This window comes from Aeromonas enteropelogenes (assembly GCF_000819845.1).
Taxonomy (GTDB): domain Bacteria; phylum Pseudomonadota; class Gammaproteobacteria; order Enterobacterales; family Aeromonadaceae; genus Aeromonas; species Aeromonas enteropelogenes.
In genome coordinates, this window is sequence record NZ_CDCG01000028.1 from 100,802 (window position 1) to 119,583 (window position 18,782).

At 61.7% G+C, this 18,782-nt stretch carries 15 protein-coding genes; 8 read left to right on the forward strand and 7 right to left on the reverse strand.

All coding sequences use genetic code 11. The features are described from left to right. Positions 1-4: 4 nt before the first annotated feature. From cysN to cysG, 3 genes are all read right to left on the reverse strand, one after another. Positions 5-1,432, reverse strand: coding sequence for a sulfate adenylyltransferase subunit CysN (gene cysN / locus BN1123_RS10845; protein ID WP_042026960.1), 1,428 nt, complete (start codon positions 1,430-1,432; stop codon positions 5-7). A gap of 23 nt (positions 1,433-1,455) precedes the next feature. Beyond that, complete coding sequence (gene cysD, locus BN1123_RS10850) at positions 1,456-2,424, reverse strand: sulfate adenylyltransferase subunit CysD (RefSeq protein ID WP_010675598.1); 969 nt, start codon at positions 2,422-2,424, stop codon at positions 1,456-1,458. Between the two features lie 104 nt (positions 2,425-2,528). Further along, a complete protein-coding gene (gene cysG / locus BN1123_RS10855; RefSeq protein ID WP_042026962.1) occupies positions 2,529-3,953 on the reverse strand; it encodes a siroheme synthase CysG in 1,425 nt (474 codons plus the stop codon). A gap of 256 nt (positions 3,954-4,209) precedes the next feature. Between cysG and BN1123_RS10860 the strand changes: the two genes are divergently transcribed. From BN1123_RS10860 to nadA, 3 genes are all read left to right on the forward strand, one after another. Then, positions 4,210-5,133, forward strand: a complete 924-nt coding sequence (locus BN1123_RS10860) for an SPFH domain-containing protein (RefSeq protein ID WP_042026963.1) — start codon at positions 4,210-4,212, stop codon at positions 5,131-5,133. Then, a complete protein-coding gene (locus BN1123_RS10865) occupies positions 5,130-5,585 on the forward strand; it encodes an NfeD family protein (RefSeq protein ID WP_042026965.1) in 456 nt (151 codons plus the stop codon). The genes BN1123_RS10860 and BN1123_RS10865 overlap by 4 nt, the downstream gene beginning before the upstream one ends. 214 nt (positions 5,586-5,799) lie before the next feature. Beyond that, positions 5,800-6,873, forward strand: coding sequence for a quinolinate synthase NadA (gene nadA / locus BN1123_RS10870; protein WP_042026966.1), 1,074 nt, complete (start codon positions 5,800-5,802; stop codon positions 6,871-6,873). A 69-nt stretch (positions 6,874-6,942) separates the two neighbouring features. Here the strand turns inward: nadA and BN1123_RS10875 are convergent, their stop codons facing one another. Together BN1123_RS10875 and gap are read right to left on the reverse strand one after the other, a co-directional pair. Beyond that, on the reverse strand, positions 6,943-7,809 hold the full coding sequence (locus BN1123_RS10875) for a D-hexose-6-phosphate mutarotase (protein ID WP_042026967.1): 867 nt from the start codon (positions 7,807-7,809) through the stop codon (positions 6,943-6,945). 85 nt (positions 7,810-7,894) lie between these two features. Continuing rightward, positions 7,895-8,890 (reverse strand): type I glyceraldehyde-3-phosphate dehydrogenase, encoded by a 996-nt coding sequence (gene gap / locus BN1123_RS10880; RefSeq protein WP_026457038.1) that lies wholly within the window; start codon positions 8,888-8,890, stop codon positions 7,895-7,897. Between the two features lie 345 nt (positions 8,891-9,235). On the opposite strand from gap, the gene malQ reads away from it, so the two are divergent. The 4 genes from malQ to msrB all read left to right on the forward strand — a co-directional run bounded on the left by malQ (position 9,236) and on the right by msrB (position 16,296). Continuing rightward, positions 9,236-11,425 (forward strand): 4-alpha-glucanotransferase, encoded by a 2,190-nt coding sequence (gene malQ, locus BN1123_RS10885; protein ID WP_042026968.1) that lies wholly within the window; start codon positions 9,236-9,238, stop codon positions 11,423-11,425. An 82-nt stretch (positions 11,426-11,507) separates the two neighbouring features. Then, the gene (gene glgB, locus BN1123_RS10890; RefSeq protein ID WP_042026971.1) at positions 11,508-13,685 is read left to right on the forward strand and encodes a 1,4-alpha-glucan branching protein GlgB; all 2,178 of its coding nucleotides are present in this window, start codon (positions 11,508-11,510) and stop codon (positions 13,683-13,685) included. After that, positions 13,685-15,841 carry a glycogen debranching protein GlgX gene (glgX, locus tag BN1123_RS10895; protein ID WP_042026972.1) on the forward strand — a complete coding sequence of 719 codons (2,157 nt, stop codon included), beginning with the start codon at positions 13,685-13,687 and terminating at the stop codon, positions 15,839-15,841. The genes glgB and glgX overlap by 1 nt, the downstream gene beginning before the upstream one ends. 68 nt (positions 15,842-15,909) lie before the next feature. After that, positions 15,910-16,296: a peptide-methionine (R)-S-oxide reductase MsrB gene (gene msrB, locus BN1123_RS10900; RefSeq protein ID WP_042026974.1), complete on the forward strand. Its 387-nt coding sequence runs from the start codon at positions 15,910-15,912 to the stop codon at positions 16,294-16,296. An 80-nt stretch (positions 16,297-16,376) separates the two neighbouring features. Here msrB and chrA read toward each other — a convergent pair whose 3' ends face one another. Together chrA and BN1123_RS10910 are read right to left on the reverse strand one after the other, a co-directional pair. Beyond that, positions 16,377-17,519, reverse strand: a complete 1,143-nt coding sequence (chrA, locus tag BN1123_RS10905; protein ID WP_042026975.1) for a chromate efflux transporter — start codon at positions 17,517-17,519, stop codon at positions 16,377-16,379. Between the two features lie 125 nt (positions 17,520-17,644). Beyond that, positions 17,645-18,088, reverse strand: coding sequence for a nucleotide triphosphate diphosphatase NUDT15 (locus BN1123_RS10910; RefSeq protein ID WP_042026977.1), 444 nt, complete (start codon positions 18,086-18,088; stop codon positions 17,645-17,647). A gap of 311 nt (positions 18,089-18,399) precedes the next feature. On the opposite strand from BN1123_RS10910, the gene BN1123_RS10915 reads away from it, so the two are divergent. Next, a complete protein-coding gene (locus tag BN1123_RS10915; protein ID WP_042026978.1) occupies positions 18,400-18,717 on the forward strand; it encodes a hypothetical protein in 318 nt (105 codons plus the stop codon). Positions 18,718-18,782 lie beyond the last annotated feature (65 nt).

Sequence of the window (18,782 nt, forward strand, 5' to 3'; positions counted from 1 at the left end):
GGGCTTACTCCTTGCCGGAATCGTTGCTGATGGTCAGCGCCTGCCAGTGGGGGAAGTGCTTGCGCACCAGAGCGTTGAGCTCGACTTCGAACTCGCTGTATTGCCCTGCCACCGCCTTGGCCGCCAGCCCTTCCACTATCATGCCCGCGCCCACGGTGACGTTGGTCAGCCGGTCGATCAGGATAAAGCTGCCGGTGTCGCGGATCTCCTGGTAGGGATCGAATGCCACCGGGTCGGTCAGGCTGAATTCACACAGGCCGATCTCGTTGAGCTTGAGCTCGGAGGCCGGCAGCTCGTCGAGCTTGTTGATCTCGATACGGTGGCGGATGGCCTCCACCTGGCCACGGCTCTTCTTGGTCGCCAGCTTGACGTCATAGACCCGGCCCGGCTGCAGGGACTCTTCCCCCATCCAGACGATGTGGGCCAGCACGTTCTGGGTCACCTGGGGCTTTTTCGCCGCATCTACCAGCAGGTCGCCCCGGCTGATGTCAATTTCGTCCGCGAAGGTGACCGTGATGGCCTGACCCGGCAGGGCGTACTCCAGATCCCCGTCGAAGGTGACGATGCGAGTCACAGTGCTCTCTTTGCCGGAGGGCAGCACGGCCAGCTTGTCGCCCACCCGCAGGATGCCGGAGGCCAGGGTGCCCGCGAAGCCGCGAAAATCGAGGTTGGGGCGGTTCACGTACTGCACCGGCAGGCGCACCGGGTGGCGCTCCAGCTCGCGCTCAACTTCGGCGTTTTCCAGCAAGGAAAGCAGGGTCTCGCCCTCGTACCAGGCCAGCTTGTCGCTTTGGTTGACCACGTTGTCACCGTCCAGCGCCGAGACCGGCACGATATGGATGGTGTCGACGCTGAGCTTCTTGGCGAACTCGCGGTAATCGGCACTGATGCGATCGAACACCTCCTGGCTGAACTCCACCAGGTCCATCTTGTTCACTGCCACCACGAACTGCTTGATGCCGAGCAGGCTCGCGATAAAGCTGTGGCGGCGGGTCTGATCCAGCACCCCCTTGCGGGCGTCGATCAATATGATGGCCAGATCGCAGGTGGAGGCGCCGGTGGCCATGTTGCGGGTGTACTGCTCGTGGCCCGGGGTGTCCGAGATGATGAATTTGCGCTTGGCGGTGGAGAAATAGCGGTAGGCCACGTCGATGGTGATGCCCTGCTCGCGCTCCGCCTGCAGGCCGTCCACCAGCAGGGCCAGGTCCAGCTTCTCGCCGGTGGTGCCGAGCTTCTGGCTGTCGGACTCCAGTGCCTTCAGTTGATCTTCATAGATCTGCTGGGAGTCGTGCAGCAGGCGGCCGATGAGGGTGCTCTTGCCGTCGTCCACGCTGCCGCAGGTGAGAAAACGCAGCAGGCTCTTGTGCTGCTGGGCGTGCAGGTAGGCTTCAATGCCCTGTTCGCTGATGGCGGTCTGAATGTGGTTGTTCATGTTGCGATTCCTTAGAACATTTTTTAGAAATAGCCCTGACGCTTCTTCTGCTCCATGGAGCCGGCCTGATCGTGGTCGATGAGCCGCCCTTGCCGCTCGCTCGAGGTGGTGATCAGCATCTCTTCGATGATCTCCGGCAGGGTGGTGGCATTGGATTCGATGGCCCCGGTCAGCGGGTAGCAGCCGAGGGTACGGAAGCGCACCAGCTCCTGCTTCACTTCATCTTCCGGGCCGATGGGCATGCGATCGTCATCCACCATGATCTTGATGCCGCCGCGATCCACCACGGGGCGCATGGCCGCGAAGTAGAGCGGGACTATGTCGATGTTCTCGAGATAGATGTATTGCCAGATGTCGAGCTCGGTCCAGTTGGAGAGCGGGAAGACACGGATGCTCTCCCCCTTGTTGACCTGGCTGTTGTAGACGCGCCACAGCTCCGGGCGCTGGTTCTTCGGATCCCAGCGGTGGGACTTGTCGCGGAAGGAGTAGACCCGCTCCTTGGCGCGGGATTTCTCCTCGTCGCGACGGGCACCACCGAAGGCGGCGTCGAAGCCGTATTTGTTGAGCGCCTGCTTGAGCCCCTCGGTCTTCATGATGTCGGTGTGCTTGCTGCTGCCGTGCACGAAGGGGTTGATGTCCATGGCCAGACCGTCCGGGTTCTTGTGGACGATGAGATCCAGCCCGAACTTTTTGGCGGTCTCGTCCCGGAACTTGATCATCTCCTTGAACTTCCAGTTGGTGTCCACGTGGAGCATGGGGAAGGGGATCTTGCCCGGGTAGAAGGCCTTGCGGGCCAGGTGCAGCATGACGGAGGAGTCCTTGCCGATGGAGTACATCATCACCGGGTTTTCAAATTCGGCGGCCACCTCGCGGATGATATGGATGCTCTCGGCTTCCAGTTGCTGCAGGTGAGTCAGTCGCTCGCGGGTGACACCTGCACGGATGCTCTGTGCATCGGATGGCTGCAGTTGGGTCAGTCTTTCACGGTCCATGTCTGGGTCCTCGGTTCATTGCTATCGCACCTGCTCGGGGCGCGGTGTTGGTTCAGTTCGGTGCCGCCTTGGCCGCACCGTCAAATCGATTCGGGTCTCGCCTCTCAGGCCAGGCTCACCAGCTTGAGTTCGTGGCCGCTTTCTGCCTCCTGCCCTTGCCCCTGCTCGCCAAACCAGGCGAGTTGCTGGCGCAGGGCCACCACTTCACCGATGACGATAAGCGACGGGCTCACCGCCTGCTGGGCCAGTTCGGCCAGCTCCGCCAGGGTGCCGGTCAGCACCCGCTGACGGGCCGTGGTGCCCCGCTCGATGATGGCGATGGGGGTGGCGGCGCGTCGGCCATGGCTTACCAGTTGCTGCTGGATATGCTCGGAGCGCATCAGCCCCATGTAGATGACCAGGGTCTGGTTGGTGGCCGCAAGCTGCTGCCAGTCGGGCTCCTTGCCCTCCTTCTGGCAGTGGCCGGTGATGAAGACGGCGCTCTGGGCATGGTCGCGGTGGGTGAGCGGAATGCCTGCATAGGCGGTGGCACCGGCGGCGGCGGTGATGCCGGGCACCACGGAGAAGGGAATGCCCTCCTCTGCCAGCACTTCCAGCTCCTCGCCGCCACGGCCGAACATGAAGGGATCGCCCCCCTTGAGGCGCACCACCCGGTTACCCGCTTTGGCGTATTCCACCAAGAGGCGGTTGGTCTCTTCCTGGGGCACGCTGTGGGCACCCGCCTTCTTGCCGACCGACACCAGGGTGGCGTCGCGGCGCACCAGGTCCAGGATCTCGGGGGAGACCAGCTGGTCATAGAGCACCACTTCGGCCTGCTGGATCTGTTGCAGCGCCTTGAGGGTCAGCAGGCCAGGATCTCCCGGGCCCGCCCCCACCAGCACCACTTCCCCCACTTCGGTACGGGCCTTGTCCAGTCCCTCGTTCAGCCACTGCTCGGCCCCTTGCCAATCGGCTTTCTCAATCAGACCGGCCAGGGTGTTGGAGGCAAAGGCGCGCTCCCAGAAGCGGCGGCGATCGGAGAGGGAGGCCAGCACCTGCTTGGCCCGGCTGCGCACCCGGCCGGAGAGCTCCGCCAGACCGCCGAGGTGGCGGGGCAGCAGGCTCTCGAGCCGCTCGCGCAACAGGCGCACCAGCACGGGGGCCTTGCCGCCGCTGGAGACGGCCACCACGATGGGGCTGCGATCGATGATGGAGGGGAAGATAAAGCTGGAGCGCTCGGGGTCATCCACCAGGTTGACGAACAGACCGCGCTCGGTGGCGCTCTGGTAGACCAGGGCGTTCACCTCGAGATCGTCGGTCGCGGCCACGGCCAGCAGTTGACCCGCCAGATGATCCGGGCGGAAACGCTCGGCCAGATGGGTGAAGCGATCGGCAAATTCATCGAATGCGGGGTCCAGTTCAGGAGAGACCAGGGTCAGCCGGGCACCGGCCGCCAGCAGCAGGCGCGCCTTGCGCAGGGCGACCTCGCCCCCGCCCACCAGCAACACCGGGCGACCGTCCAATTTGGCAAACATCGGCAAATAATCCATTTTGCATCTCTCCATACCTGATGAGCGCACTCTATCGGGATGGCTAAGCGCGATAAAATAATAAAGAACGTTCATTTATATCTTTTGGGAATATGCTTTGCCGCAGGATGGCAAATCAGAGAGAGCGCGATGCCCTTGAATAGAGGGTGCAGAAAAGAAGATTGCGGGTAGCGAAATGCCCGGCATGCAGCGGGTGACTGGTGCTTTCACCGTGCGGGGTATAGTCTATCGAGACACATTGAAACGGAGTCAAATGATGAATGAATCATTGATTGTGCTGGGAATTTTCATATTCCTGGTGATCGCCACCCTGAGCGCCGGGATCAAGATTGTGCCGCAGGGTTACAACTGGACCGTGGAGCGCTTCGGCCGCTATACCCGTACCCTCACCCCCGGTCTCAACCTGCTGATCCCTTACATAGATCGCATCGGCCACAAGATCATCATGATGGAGCAGGTACTGGACATCCCGGCACAGGAGGTGATCTCCCGCGACAACGCCAACGTCACCATCGACGCCATCAGCTTCGTGCAGGTGGTGGACGCCCGCAAGGCAGGCTATGAAGTGAACGATCTGACCAGCGCCATCCGCAACCTCACCATGACCAATATGCGTACCGTGCTGGGCGCCATGGAGCTGGACGAGATGCTCTCCCAGCGCGACACCATCAACGAGAAGTTGCTGCGCACCATGGATGCCGCCACCGCCCCCTGGGGGATCAAGGTAACCCGCATCGAGATCAAGGATGTACGCCCGCCGCTGGCGCTGGTAGAAGCCATGAACGCCCAGATGAAGGCCGAGCGCCAGAAACGGGCCGAAGTACTGGAAGCCGAAGGGGTTCGCCAGTCCAAAATCCTCAAGGCCGAGGGGGAGAAACAATCCCAGATCCTCAAAGCCGAGGGTGAGCGTCAGGCCGCTTTCCTCGCCGCCGAGGCGCGGGAACGGGCTGCAGAAGCAGAAGCCAAGGCAACCCATATGGTGTCAAAAGCCATCGCCGAAGGGGATCTGCAGGCCATCAACTACTTCGTGGCCCAGAAGTACACAGAGGCGCTGGCCCGCATCGGTGAAGGCCCCAACAGCAAGGTGGTGATGATGCCGCTGGAGGCGGGCAGCCTGATAGGCGCAGTGGCCGGCATGGCCGAGCTGTTCAACAAGGATGGCAAGGGTGGCAAACCATGACAGCCCTGTTTGAGGGGCTGACTTACTGGCACTGGCTGGGGCTCGGCTTCGTGCTGCTGGCCATCGAAGTGCTGGGGTCGGTAGGCTTTCTGCTCTGGACCGGCATCGCCGCGCTGGAAGTGGGCCTGTTGCTGCTGGTGTGGCCCTTCGGCTGGCAGGCTCAGCTGCTGCTGTTTGCGGTGCAATCCCTGCTCACCACCTGGGCCTGGTGGCGCTGGCAGCACCAGCGGGATCGCTCCGGCCAAGATGCCGCCGCCCCTATCAACGAGCGGATGCAGAGCTATCTGGGACGCGAGCTGACCCTGCTGGATGATGTCAATCAGGGTTCGAGCCGGGTCCATCTGGACGACACCGTCTGGACAGTGCGCTGCAACCAGTCACTCCCGGCGGGCAGCAGGGTCAGAGTGACGGGGTATGACTCCCATATCCTGCTGGTTGAGCCCCTCCCCTGAGGGCCTTCGATGACTGACACCAAGCCCGCCATCGCGCGGGCTTTTTGTTGGTCAATATCCATGACAGCCCTTCATCAGTAACGGACGGCTCCCCCACCCGATGAAATAACAGAGGGATATGTCGAACGCCGCACAAGGACCGATTTGTTGATGGGTTTGTGCCCAGCTTCTGGTTATAATTTTTGCCTTTCCAAGCGTTGATGGAACAGTCGCAATGAGCAATGCACTGAGCAGTATCCCGCCGGTAGTCGAGATGGACTACCCGTTTCCGGCCAAACCGGTTCCCCTGAGCGCCGAGCAGAAGACGACCCTGATCGCAGACATCAAGGCACTGCTCAAGGAGCGTCAGGCCGTGCTGGTCGCCCACTACTACACGGATCCCGAGATTCAGGCGCTGGCCGAAGCCACCGGTGGTTTCGTCGGGGATTCCCTCGAGATGGCCCGCTTTGGCCGGGATCACGCCGCCCAGACCCTGATCGTGGCAGGCGTGCGCTTCATGGGGGAGACCTCCAAGATCCTGAGCCCCCACAAGCGAGTGCTGATGCCGACTCTGGAGGCCGAGTGCTCCCTCGATCTGGGCTGCCCCATCGAGCAATTCTCCGCCTTCTGCGATGCCCATCCCGACCATACCGTGGTGGTCTACGCCAACACCTCGGCGGCGGTCAAGGCGCGGGCTGACTGGGTGGTGACCTCCAGCATAGCGCTGGAGATCGTCGAACACCTCGACAGCCAGGGCAAGAAGATCATCTGGGGCCCGGATCGCCACCTGGGCGCCTACATCGAAAAGAAGACCGGCGCCGAGATGCTGCGCTGGCAGGGGCACTGCATCGTCCACGACGAGTTCAAGGCCCGCGCCCTGCGCGATCTGAAAGCGCAGAATCCGGATGCCGCCGTGCTGGTGCACCCCGAATCCCCCGCCTCTGTCATCGAACTGGCCGATGCGGTGGGCTCCACCAGCCAGCTGATCAAGGCAGCCAGGGAGCTGCCCCAGCAGAAGCTCATCGTGGCGACCGATCGGGGCATCTTTTACAAGATGCAGCAGGCCTGTCCGGAGAAAGAGATGGTGGAAGCGCCCACCGGTGGTGATGGCGCCACCTGCCGCAGCTGCGCCCACTGCCCCTGGATGGCGATGAACGGCCTGGTGGCCATCAAGTCCACCCTCACCGATGGTGCCGAGCGCCACGAGATCCATGTGGACGAAGCCTTGCGACTCAAGGCCCTGATCCCCCTCGATCGCATGCTGGACTTTGCCGCCGAACTCAAGCTCAAGACGCAGGGCAATGCCTGATTGCTCCTGATGACGAGATACAAAGAGGGCTCCCGCGGGAGCCCTCTTGTTATATGACTTGCCAGGCGATCAGATGATCACGGTGGAGAGGCTGTGCTCCTCGTCGGGGGCGACGGTGACGCCCGCCTCGCCTGCGATGGCCGCCTCGACGCACAGCATGGTGCGATAACCGTCGTCACTCATGTCGGCCATGGCGGTGGCCCCTTCCTGCCAGGGGGTCCAGATCACCACACTGTCATGGTTGCCACTCACCACACGGATCTCGCGCTCACCATCCTGGATGCTGACCAGCGCCTCGGGCTGCCAATAGACGCGATCCAGCGGACCGCTCAGGGTCAAGGCCCCCTGCTGCTTGCCATCCTGACCGGTCAGCTTGTCGGCATAGGGTTCGCCCAGACCGCTAACGCTGACGGCTTCCGGCTGGCTGATCGCCAAGTAGGTGTGCAGGGCACCACTGTAGACGAGAGGCTCACTGCCAGTGTTGCGGGTGGTCAGCACCAGGGAGAGCTCCTTGCCTACCAGCACGTCCAACTCCAGCTCGAAGGCGTGATCCCACTGGGTGCGGGTCGCCTCGCTGTCGCGCAGGGAGAGATGCACCAGGGTACCGTCGGCGTGATCGGAGACGCCATCCAGCGTCCAGAGGCTGGTGCGGGCAAAGCCGTGGGAGGGTTTGCCGCTACCGACGCGAGCCGGCGCCGGGCCGAACCAGGGCCAGCAGAGGGGAATGCCGCCACGGATGGGCTTGCTGCCATCCAGCACGGCCTTGTCACTCAACCAGATGGAGGCGGGTTCGCCATGGCGCTGATAACTCAGCACATGGGCGCCGAACAGGCTGATCTCGGCCCTGGCGCAGTCATTGCTGATAGTGAGAACGGGCAGACCGGCCGCATTGTTGGCGAGCTGGCAGTTGGCGGTCAGGGGACGAATGGATTGCATGTGGACTCCTGTCATCATGGGAACCGAAAAACAAAAAGGCGGCCAGTGGCCGCCTTTTTCAAGCTACGCGATTGCGCATCCCAAATTACTTGGAGATGTGAGCGATCAGGTCCAGAACCTTGCTGGAGTAGCCCATTTCGTTGTCGTACCAGGATACAACTTTAACGAATTTGTCAGTCAGCTGGATACCAGCCTTGGCGTCGAATACGGAGGTCTGACGCTCACCCAGGAAGTCGGTAGAAACCACTTCGTCTTCGGTGTAGCCCAGAACGCCCTTCATGGCGCCTTCGGAAGCAGCTTTCATCGCTTCGCAGATTTCTGCGTAGGTGGCAGCTTTCTTCAGGTTAACGGTCAGGTCAACAACGGATACGTCCGGAGTCGGAACACGGAAAGCCATACCAGTCAGCAGGCCTTTCAGTTCCGGGATAACTACGCCAACAGCCTTGGCAGCACCGGTAGAGGACGGGATGATGTTCTGAGCCGCGCCGCGGCCACCGCGCCAGTCTTTGGCAGACGGACCATCAACGGTCTTCTGGGTAGCAGTGGTAGCGTGAACAGTGGTCATCAGGCCAGACTCGATACCGAAGGTGTCGTTCAGTACTTTGGCGATCGGAGCCAGGCAGTTGGTGGTGCAGGAAGCGTTGGAAACGATGTCCTGGCCAGCGTAGGTAGCGTGGTTAACGCCCATAACGAACATCGGGGTAGCGTCTTTGGACGGACCAGTCAGAACAACTTTCTTGGCACCGGCAGCGATGTGCTTGCGAGCGGTCTCGTCGGTCAGGAACAGACCGGTAGCTTCGGCAACAACGTCAACACCGATTTCGTTCCAACGCAGGTTGGCCGGGTCACGCTCAGCGGTAACACGTACGGTTTTGCCGTTAACAACCAGGTTGCCGTCTTTAACTTCAACGGTACCGTTGAAACGACCGTGGGTGGAGTCGTACTTCAGCATGTAAGCCATGTAGTCAACGTCGATCAGGTCGTTGATACCAACAACTTCGATGTCGTTGCGCTCGCAAGCCAGACGGAATACGAAACGACCGATACGGCCAAAACCGTTAATACCTACTTTGATAGTCATATTTAGTTACCTAACTGTTCAGTAGTCAAAGAAAATTCCGCTTGTAAATTTACTAGAACTCTACGGTGAGTCAACCAACATTCGGTCCGAAATTGCGCTATATCATGAAAAACTGTGAAATTTATTTTCTGTTTATGTAACTGATTACCGTACTTTGACAAAAAAACATCCTGTTTGCCCCCTTCGCAATTATCAACAATAGTGCCTACTCGGTCACACAACCATAACGACAGATATGTAAAAATGAACGCGGTTTAGCATGGCCAAAGAGCCACTGTTCAAGTACCACCCATAAAAATTAATCAAAATAGTATAGATAGAATCCACAGCGGGAATTCTCAAACTATGACCACCCTGATCGAACAGCTGGCTGCCGCAAAAGGCATCGCCAGCGAGTATGTCGATGCCTGGGGCCAACCGGCCCAGGTGTCTGAAGAGAGCAAGGCCGCCATGCTGGGCGCCATGGGCTATCGCGTCGATGACGAAGCAGCCCTGACCGAGCAGCTGGAGCAGGAGCACCGCCAGCACTGGCTGCGCGCGCTGGACCCCGTGATGGTGGTTCGCACCGACGAGCCGGTGACCCTCGAAGTCCGCCTCCCCATCGAATTCGTCAATGACGCCCTCACCTGGCAGCTCCAGCAGGAGCAGGGTGCCGTGCTGTCCGGTCAGTTCACCCCCATCGAGGGCGAGCTGGTCGGCGTCGCCGAATTCGAGGAGATGGAGTGCCAGGCCTATCGCGTCACCCTGGCGATGACCCCGGAGCTGGGTTACCACCAGCTGGTGCTGCTGGAAGAGGGCAATGACGAACCGCTCGCCACCATGCGTCTCATCGTCGCGCCCAAGGCTTGCTACAAGCAGCCCCCCATTGCCAATGGCCGCAAGGTATGGGGCCCGAGCGTGCAGCTCTACTGCCTGCGCAGCCGCCATAACTGGGGTATCGGTGATTTCAGCGATCTGGGCCAGCTGGTCGAGAAAGCGGCCGCCTGGGGGGCCCACTTCGTCGGCCTCAACCCCATCCATGCCCTCTATCCGGCCAATCCGGAGAGCGCCAGCCCCTATAGCCCTTCATCCCGTCGCTGGCTCAACGTCGCCTATATCGACGTGGCAGCCGTCCCCGAATTCCAGGGGAACACAGGCCTCAAAGCGGAAGTGGCAAGCCCCGCCTTCCAGCAGCGCCTGACCGAGCTGCGCGCCAAAGAGAACGTCGACTACACAGGCGTCATCGAAACCAAGATCGCCATGCTGCGCCAGGTGTTTGACCAGGCCAAACTCAGCGCCGAACGTCAGGCTGCATTCGACAGCTTTGTCGCCGCCGGTGGCGACAGTCTGCAACAACAGGCCACCTTCGATGCCCTGCAGGCTCACTTCTACGCCAAGGGCGAAAACGCCTGGGGCTGGCCGGTGTGGCCCGAGGTCTTCCGTGACTACCACAACCCTGCGGTCGCAGCCTGGGCCTCGGAACACCAGCAGGATGTGGCCTTCTACCTGTATCTGCAATTCCTCGCCGACGAGCAGCTGGCCCAGGCCGATGCCCGCGCCAAGGCCGCCGGCATGGTGATGGGGATCTACCGGGATTTGGCGGTGGGTGTCTCCGAAGGCTCTACCGAGATCTGGGCCAACCAGGATCTCTACTGCCCGAAAGCTTCGGTCGGTGCGCCGCCCGATATTTTGGGTCCCCTCGGTCAAAACTGGGGCTTGCCCCCCATGAATCCGAACCAGCTGTTCGAGGCTGCCTATCAGCCGATGGTGGATCTGTTTCGCGCCAATATGCGCTCCTGCGGCGCCCTGCGCATCGACCATGTGATGGCGCTACTGCGCCTGTGGTGGGTTCCGCCAGGAGAGTCCGCCGCCAAGGGCGCCTACATCTACTACCCGGTCAACGACCTGCTCGGCATCCTGGCCCTCGAATCCCACCGCAATCAGTGCCTGCTGATCGGCGAGGATCTCGGCACTGTGCCGGAGGGGATCGACGTGACCCTGAAGGAGAACGGCGTCCACTCCTACAAGGTGTTCTTCTTCGAGCGCTCCAAGGAGGACGGTGGCTTCATCTCCCCGGCCCACTACGCCGAGCAGGCGATGTCGGCCCTGACCACCCACGACATGCCGACCCTCAAGGGCTTCTGGCATTGCGACGATCTGGCGCTGGGACGCGAGCTCGGATTGTATCCGGATGAAGACGTTCTCAAGACTCTGTATGCTGATCGCCACCAGGCCAAACAGCGGATCCTCGACAGCCTGCACGCCCACAAGGTCATCTCTGACAACATCAGCCGTGACGTCAACTGGGTTGGCATGAATACCGAGCTCAACCATGGCCTGCAGATCCACATGTCCCGTGGCAGCTGCGCCCTGTTCAGCACCCAGCTGGAAGACTGGCTGGAGATGGACAAGCCGGTCAACGTGCCGGGTACCAGTTACGAATATCCCAACTGGCGCCGCAAGCTCTCCGCCGACCTGGAGGATATTTTTGCCAATGAGGCGCTCAAGGCGCTGGCCGGCCAGATGAGCCGTGCCCGTGATGAGGCCAGTCGTTGAGCCGCTGTCGCGCACAGCTGACTCACCTCAATCCGCTCCGGCGCTGGCCGGAGCGGATGATCTGTCATGAAAGGAAATCTCGATGCTCGTTGAACGTTTGGTTGCTGCCCGCTGTTCCGATCCCTTCTCTCATTTAGGCCTGCAGGCCAATCCGGATAGGCCCGGCCTCAAACTGACCGCCTGGTTGCCTGATGCCACCGAAGTTCGCGTCAGGGACCTCAAATCGGGCAAAGTTGTTGCCACCCTGGCGCCCTCCGATGACACAGGTCTTTTTGAAACTGTTTTCACCCGCCGCAAGAATCCCTTCCCCTACCAGCTGATCGTCAGCTACCCGAATACCACCACCGACGTCATAGACCCCTACCAGTTCCAGGACGCCGCCTGGGAAGGGCTCGCCGAACTGACCTATCAGCCGGAAAACCTCTACCACACTCTGGGCGCCCAGTTGCGCACCGTGGAACATCTCGGCCAACGGGTGGAAGGGGTTCGTTTTGCGGTCTATGCGCCGAGCGCCACCGCGGTGAGCCTCATCGGCGACTTCAACTTCTGGGATGGCCGCCGCCATCCGATGCAGCGCAGCCTGTGCGGCCACTGGGTGCTGTTCGTGCCGGGTCTCAAGGCCGGGGAGCGCTACAAGTTCGAACTGAAAGATCCCATGGGCAACCGCCTGCCCCACAAGAGCGATCCGGTGGGCTTCTATTGCGAGCAGTACCCGTCGTTCGCCTCCGTTGTCTATGACCACGATCAGTACCAGTGGCAGGATGCGGACTGGGTGGCGAGCCAGCGCAACGACAAGCGCGAGCAGCCTATCTCCATCTACGAACTGCACATCGGCTCCTGGAAGCGCCACTCCAACGGCGACAGCCTGAGCTGGCGCGAGCTGGCGGTGGAGCTGGTCGACTATGTGCGGGAGATGGAGTACACCCACATCGAGCTGCTGCCGGTCTCCGAACACCCGTTCAGTGGCTCCTGGGGCTATCAGCCGGTGGGCATGTTCTCCCCCACCAGCCGTTATGGCAGCGCAAACGACTTCAAGTTCTTCGTCGACAGTTGCCACCAGGCAGGGATCGGCGTCATCCTCGACTGGGTGCCGGCCCACTTCCCCTCCGATGCCCATGGCCTGGCCCGCTTCGACGGCACGCCGCTGTACGAGTACGAGGACCCGCGCCGTGGCTGGCATCCGGACTGGAACTCCTACATTTACGATTTCGGCCGCGATACGGTGCGCCAGTTCCTGGTGGCGAGCGCTCTTTACTGGCTCGACAAGTTCCACGTCGACGGCCTGCGGGTGGACGCGGTCGCCTCCATGCTCTATCTGGACTACTCCCGCAACGCCGGCGAGTGGGTGCCGAACGTCGATGGCGGCAACCACAACTACGAGGCGATCAGCCTCTTGAAGTGGACCAACGAGGAGGTGTACGGCAAGTACCCCCACGCCATGACCATCGCCGAGGAGTCCACCGCCTTTGCCGGGGTTTCGCGCCCCACCTTCCTGGGTGGCCTGGGCTTTGGCTTCAAGTGGAATATGGGCTGGATGCACGACACCCTCAGCTACATGCAAAAAGAGCCTATTCACCGCCGTTATCACCACAACGACATGACCTTCTCCATGGTGTACCACTATGACGAGAACTTCATTCTGTCGCTCTCTCACGACGAGGTGGTGCACGGCAAGCACTCATTGCTCTACAAGATGCCGGGGGATGAGTGGCAGCAGGCGGCAAACCTGCGCGCCTACATGGGCTTCATGTATGCCCACCCGGGCAAGAAGCTCAACTTCATGGGCACCGAGATCGCCCAGAGCAACGAGTGGAACCACGATGCCCAGTTGCCCTGGCACCTGCTGCAATACCCCAAGCATGCCGGCCAGCAGCGGCTGATCCACGACCTCAATCACCTCTATCGCCACGAACCGGCCCTCTATCAGGCCGATTACGAGCAAACCGGCTTTCGCTGGCTCGATCACAACGATGCCGACAACAGCATCTTTGCCTGGTTGCGGGCGGACAAGGAGGGCGAGCAGGCCATCATGGTCGCGGCCAACTTCACCCCGGTTCCCCGCACCGACTATCGCCTCGGCGTACCGGCGGCGGGCCACTACCGGGTGGTGCTCAACACCGACAGCGAGTATTACTGGGGCAGCAACTATGATGTGGGTCTGGTGTTCGCCGCCGAGCCAACCCCCTGGCAGGGAATGGCGCACAGCATAGTGCTGGATCTGCCGCCTTTGGCGACCTTGTTTATCAAACAGGAGTCCTGATGCTTGTGATGGAAAAAGGGTCGGGCCACCCCTTGGGGGCCCGTCTTGATGAAACAGGTTGCCACTTCTGCGTCTGGGCCCCCCAGTCGGACAAGGTGGAACTCTGCCTGTTCGACGACAACGAGCAGGAACAGGCACGGCTCGAACTGCCTGGCCGACGCGGCCAGTACCGATTCGGCTATGTGCGCGGCGTAAAAGCCGGCCAGCGTTATGGTTATCGGGTGCATGGCACGTCCCAGGAGGGGATGCTGTTCGATCCGGACAAGCTGCTGATCGACCCCTATGCCCGGGCACTCAGCCGTCCCCTCTACTGGGACGACGCCCTCTATCAGGGAGACAGTGCGGCCATGATGGCCAAGTCGGTGGTGGTGGATGACGCTTTCGACTGGCAGGGGATCGGCAAGCCTGCCATCGAACCGGCCCGCACCATCCTCTACGAGGCCCACGTCAAGGGCTTTACTCGCCAGCATCCGGGGATCCCTAAAGCACTGCAGGGTACCTATCTTGGCATCAGCCACCCGCTGATGATCGAACACATGAAGTCCCTCGGCATCACCTCGGTGCAGCTGATGCCGGTGGCGGCCTTCATGTCCGAACCCAGGCTCGAGCAACTGGGGCTCAGCAACTACTGGGGTTACAACCCCGTCGCCTTCTTCGCCCCCGAACCGCGCTACAGCGCGCATACGGGCGAGGCGGTGACCGAGTTCAAGACCATGGTGCGCGAGCTGCACAAGGCCGGGCTCGAGGTAATCCTGGACGTGGTCTACAACCACACCGCCGAATCGGGCTTCGACGGTCCCATGCTGTCGCTCAAGGGATTCGACAATGCGGGCTACTACGCCTTCGAGGCGGGCCCGCACGGCCCCGACTACAGCCGTCACGCCAACGTGACCGGCTGTGGCAACAGCGTCAATCTGGATCATCCCAACACCCTGCGTCTGGTGCTCGACGCCCTGCGCTACTGGGTTACCGAGATGCAGGTGGATGGCTTTCGTTTCGATCTGGCGGTGACACTGGCGCGAGAGGCGGGCGAGTTCGATCCCATGGGCGCCTTCTTCAAGGCATTGATGGCAGACCCTGTGCTGTCACAGGTCAAGCTTGTCGCCGAACCCTGGGACATAGGCCCGTTCGGTTATCGCCTCGGCCAATTCCCGAGCCAGTGGCTGGAGATCAACGATCGCTATCGCGATACGGTGCGCGCCTTCTGGCGCGGCGATGCAGGCAAGATGGGGGACTTTGCCACCCGGCTGGTGGGCTCGCGGGATCTCTTCCCGAAGAACTGGCGCGCCCCCCACTCCAGCGTCAACTACCTCTGCTACCACGACGGCTTCACCCTGGAGGATCTGGTCTCCTACAACCAGCGCCACAACCAGGCCAACGGCGAGGACAACCGGGACGGCCACGGCAACAACCTCTCCAACAACTACGGCGTGGAGGGGCCGACCCTGGATCCGCGGGTCAACAACCTGCGCCAGCAGCAGAAGCGCAACATGATCGCCACCCTGCTGCTCTCCCAGGGCACGCCGCACTTCCTGGCCGGCGACGAGATGGGGCGCAGCCAGCTTGGTAACAACAACGCCTATTGCCAGGACAACCAGATAAGCTGGGTCAACTGGCAGTGGCGCCCGGAAGACGAGCGGCTGTTTGCCTTCACCCAGCAGATGATGGCATTGCGGGCGGAGTCAGAGGTCTTCTCCAATTTGCAGCTGAGCGACGACAGCTGGAACGGTGCCCCCGCCAGCTGCCACCAGGTCAACTGGTATCACCCGGATGGTCATCAGCTCACCGATCAGGACTGGCACGCCCCCATGGGCCAGGCTTTTGCCATGGATATCGGCATGATCACCTGCCCCGGGGAGCGCTGGTACGTGCTGTTCAACGCCAGCGACTACGATATCCAGTTCCGCCTGCCCCCGCCCGGCGAGGGGATGGAGTGGATCCAGACCATAGACACGGCTACCAACGATGGTCTGCCGTTTCTGCCTGACGACATCAAACGCCAGGTGGCGGTCAGCCGGGCCCACTCCCTCAAGCTGCTGGAACGGATCGTGCGTGATGAGCAGGCAGAAGAAGCCTTGCCCCATGAGGAGGCGCATCTTCCCGCCACCGTGGTGGCGCCGCCTGCCAACCCGATCACAGATGCGGGCAAACCATAACAGGCATGCTGGAGTCAGCTTTACAGAGCCGCTATGCTGGGCACCGTTATCAGTGGCGAGGAGTCGGAATGAGCAGTAACAACCCCGAACAGTGGCGCGACAAGCTGAGCGCCGAGCAGTTTCACGTCTGCTGGGAGAAAGGCACTGAGCGCCCTTACAGCGGCGCCCTGCTGCACAACCGCAAGAGTGGTGACTACCTGTGCGTTTGCTGCAAAAGCGTGCTGTTTCACTCGGATGCCAAGTTCGACTCCGGCTGCGGCTGGCCTTCGTTCGACCGGGCCATCGAAGGGACTGTGACCTACACCGAAGACAACAGCCACGGCATGAAGCGGGTGGAGATCACCTGCAGCCAGTGCGGCTCCCATCTGGGCCACGTCTTCCCGGACGGCCCGACCGAGACCGGCCAGCGTTACTGCGTCAACAGCCTGAGCCTGGACTTCGATCCCGAAGCCTGAGCAAGCCATCCCGAGCAATAAAAAACGGCGCCCCTGACATCAGGGGCGCCGTTTTTACTGGGCTCCAGTCATGTCCACCATCAGGCCAGCAGCAGGGCGGCCCCCACCAGCAGGCCGGCCATGGCCAGAATGGGCAGCTTCACGACCCTCAGCAGATAGAAAGCGATGGCGGCCAGCGCCAGATCCGTTGGCGCCAAGACGGCACTCTGCCACACCGGCTGATAGAGGGCGGCCAGCAGCAGCCCCACCACGGCGGCATTGATCCCCGTCACCGCCCCCGCCAGCCTAGGGTTGGCCAGCCAGCTCTGCCAACAGGGCCCCATGGCCCACAGCAGCAGAAATCCCGGCAGGAAGATGGCCAGCGTCGCCAGCAGGGCCCCCGCAAACGGCGCTGCAGGCAACAGCTGGGCACCCAGGTAGGTGGCCAGGGTAAACATGGGGCCCGGCACCAGCTGGGCCAGGCTGTAGCCGGTCAGAAACTGCTGCTGGTTGAGGGTATGTCCCACGCTCTCCTGCAGCAGGGGCAACACTACGTGACCGCCACCAAACACCAGGCTGCCAGCCTGATAGAAATCGGCGGCCAGACGGCTGGCGGGATCCGTTGCCAGCAGTGGCAGACCGAGAAACAGCAGGGCAAACAGCAACAGGGTCGGCCAGTGCGGCTGGCGCCGCTCGCCAGCCTGCGGCGCCGCCGCCATTGCGCCCTCCCCCTGACGTGCGCAGAGCAGGGCCGCGCCCGCCAGCATGACCAGCTGGGTCAAGAGGCCGGGTTGCCACCAGAGGGCGGCAGCGGTCACCACCATGATCCCCTGTTGCAGTACCGTCTTGCAGAACTGGCGACTCATGGTGAGCACGGCATCGGCCACCACCACCAACGCCAACAGCTTGAGGCCGTGCAGGGCGGCCTCCAGCCAGAGGTTGTCAGTGAGCAGGCCCACGCCGATGGCGGCGGCCAGCAGCAACGCAAAGGAGGGGAGCGTAAAGCCGATGAAGGCGGCCAGGGCGCCCGCCAGACCCGCACGGTGGCGACCGATGGCAAAGCCAAGCTGGCTGGAGGCGGGCCCCGGCAGCAGCTGGCACAGGGCCAGTAACTGGGCGAACTCGGCCTGGGTCAGCCAGCGCAGCCGCTCGACGAAGGTGCGCTGAAAATAGCCGATATGGGCGGCCGGCCCACCGAAACTGACGCAACCCAGCCACAGAAACTGAATAAACACCTGCCCCACGCCACCACTCCTGTCTTGTTATAAAAGGCACTGGCGGGATGATATGACAAAGGGATGAATGTTTTATGACTATTCGGGTGATCCCGCTGGCAAATCGCAGTGAACGGTCAGCCGGCAGGCGATGGTTATGATGCCTCCTGGCCTGGCTGTGGCAGATAGCAGCGCCCCGCCAGCCAGCAAGCGATAGATTGGCGACTGGCATCGAAATGAGGCTCTGGCAGCGCGCGGGGATCGCTCCAGACCCAACCCTCGCACTTTTCCGGCTCCAGCAGTTGCGGCTCGCCTGCCACCTCGGCCAGCAGGGTGACCGAGATGTAGTGCAGCCCGCTCTCGCGCCAGGTCTCCAGATTGTTGGTGACGGCGATGACCCTGGGGTCGCTGATGACAAACCCCGTCTCTTCGGCCACCTCGCGAATGGCTGCCGACTCGAAGCTCTCTCCCAACTCCAGATGGCCGCCCGCAATGGACCAGTAAGGGGCGTGGCTCCCCTTGCGTTTGCCGAGCAGCACCTGGCCCTGGCTGTTGGTCAGGATGACGCCGACACCGACGCGGGGATAGGGAGTGGCCATACGAGAAGCTCCTTGCGATACGACAACATGAACGGGGGCCCACCTTAGGCTCTATGACACCGTAGCGCAAGCGCCAAGCGACCCTGTCGATGCGGCCTGGCGCGCCATTGCCACGGGGTTGAATAACCCGGCAATGGCGCGAATGGTAGCGAAAGCCGCCAGCGAGTGTGATCCATTCATCATAAAATGACAAAATCTGCCCACAGAATGGTTTTTTTCGCGATCTCGCCTGCACTTTGCCAACCTGTTCATGGTGCGCTCAGTTTTCTCTTCCCATACTGGCCCTGCAGTTCCAAAAGAGGAGAGACAAGATGCAGTCATCATTGGTCGGGCTCTCCATTCTGTGGGGGCTAGCCAGCTTTGGTGTTCAGGGGGATTTCATCGAGAGCCGTGATTCCGTTGCGCCATCCTGGCAAACCGAGTCCAGAGTGGAGATGGAAGGTTATCTGATCGAATCGCTGGGGGATGATCGCTGGCTGTTCGACAACGGCAGCGAGAGCCTGCTGGTCTCCCTGCCCGAGGGGCAGTGGGTGCAAAGTGGTGAGCGATTGCGCCTGAGTGGCGAACCGCAACAGGAGCCGTCAGGCTGGCTGCTGCAGGTAGAGGACATCAGCCAGGTCAGCGTCTGACCGCCGGCGAGCGCAACCGCTATTGCTTGCTCGTACTCACCATCACCAGAGTCACCGCATAATAA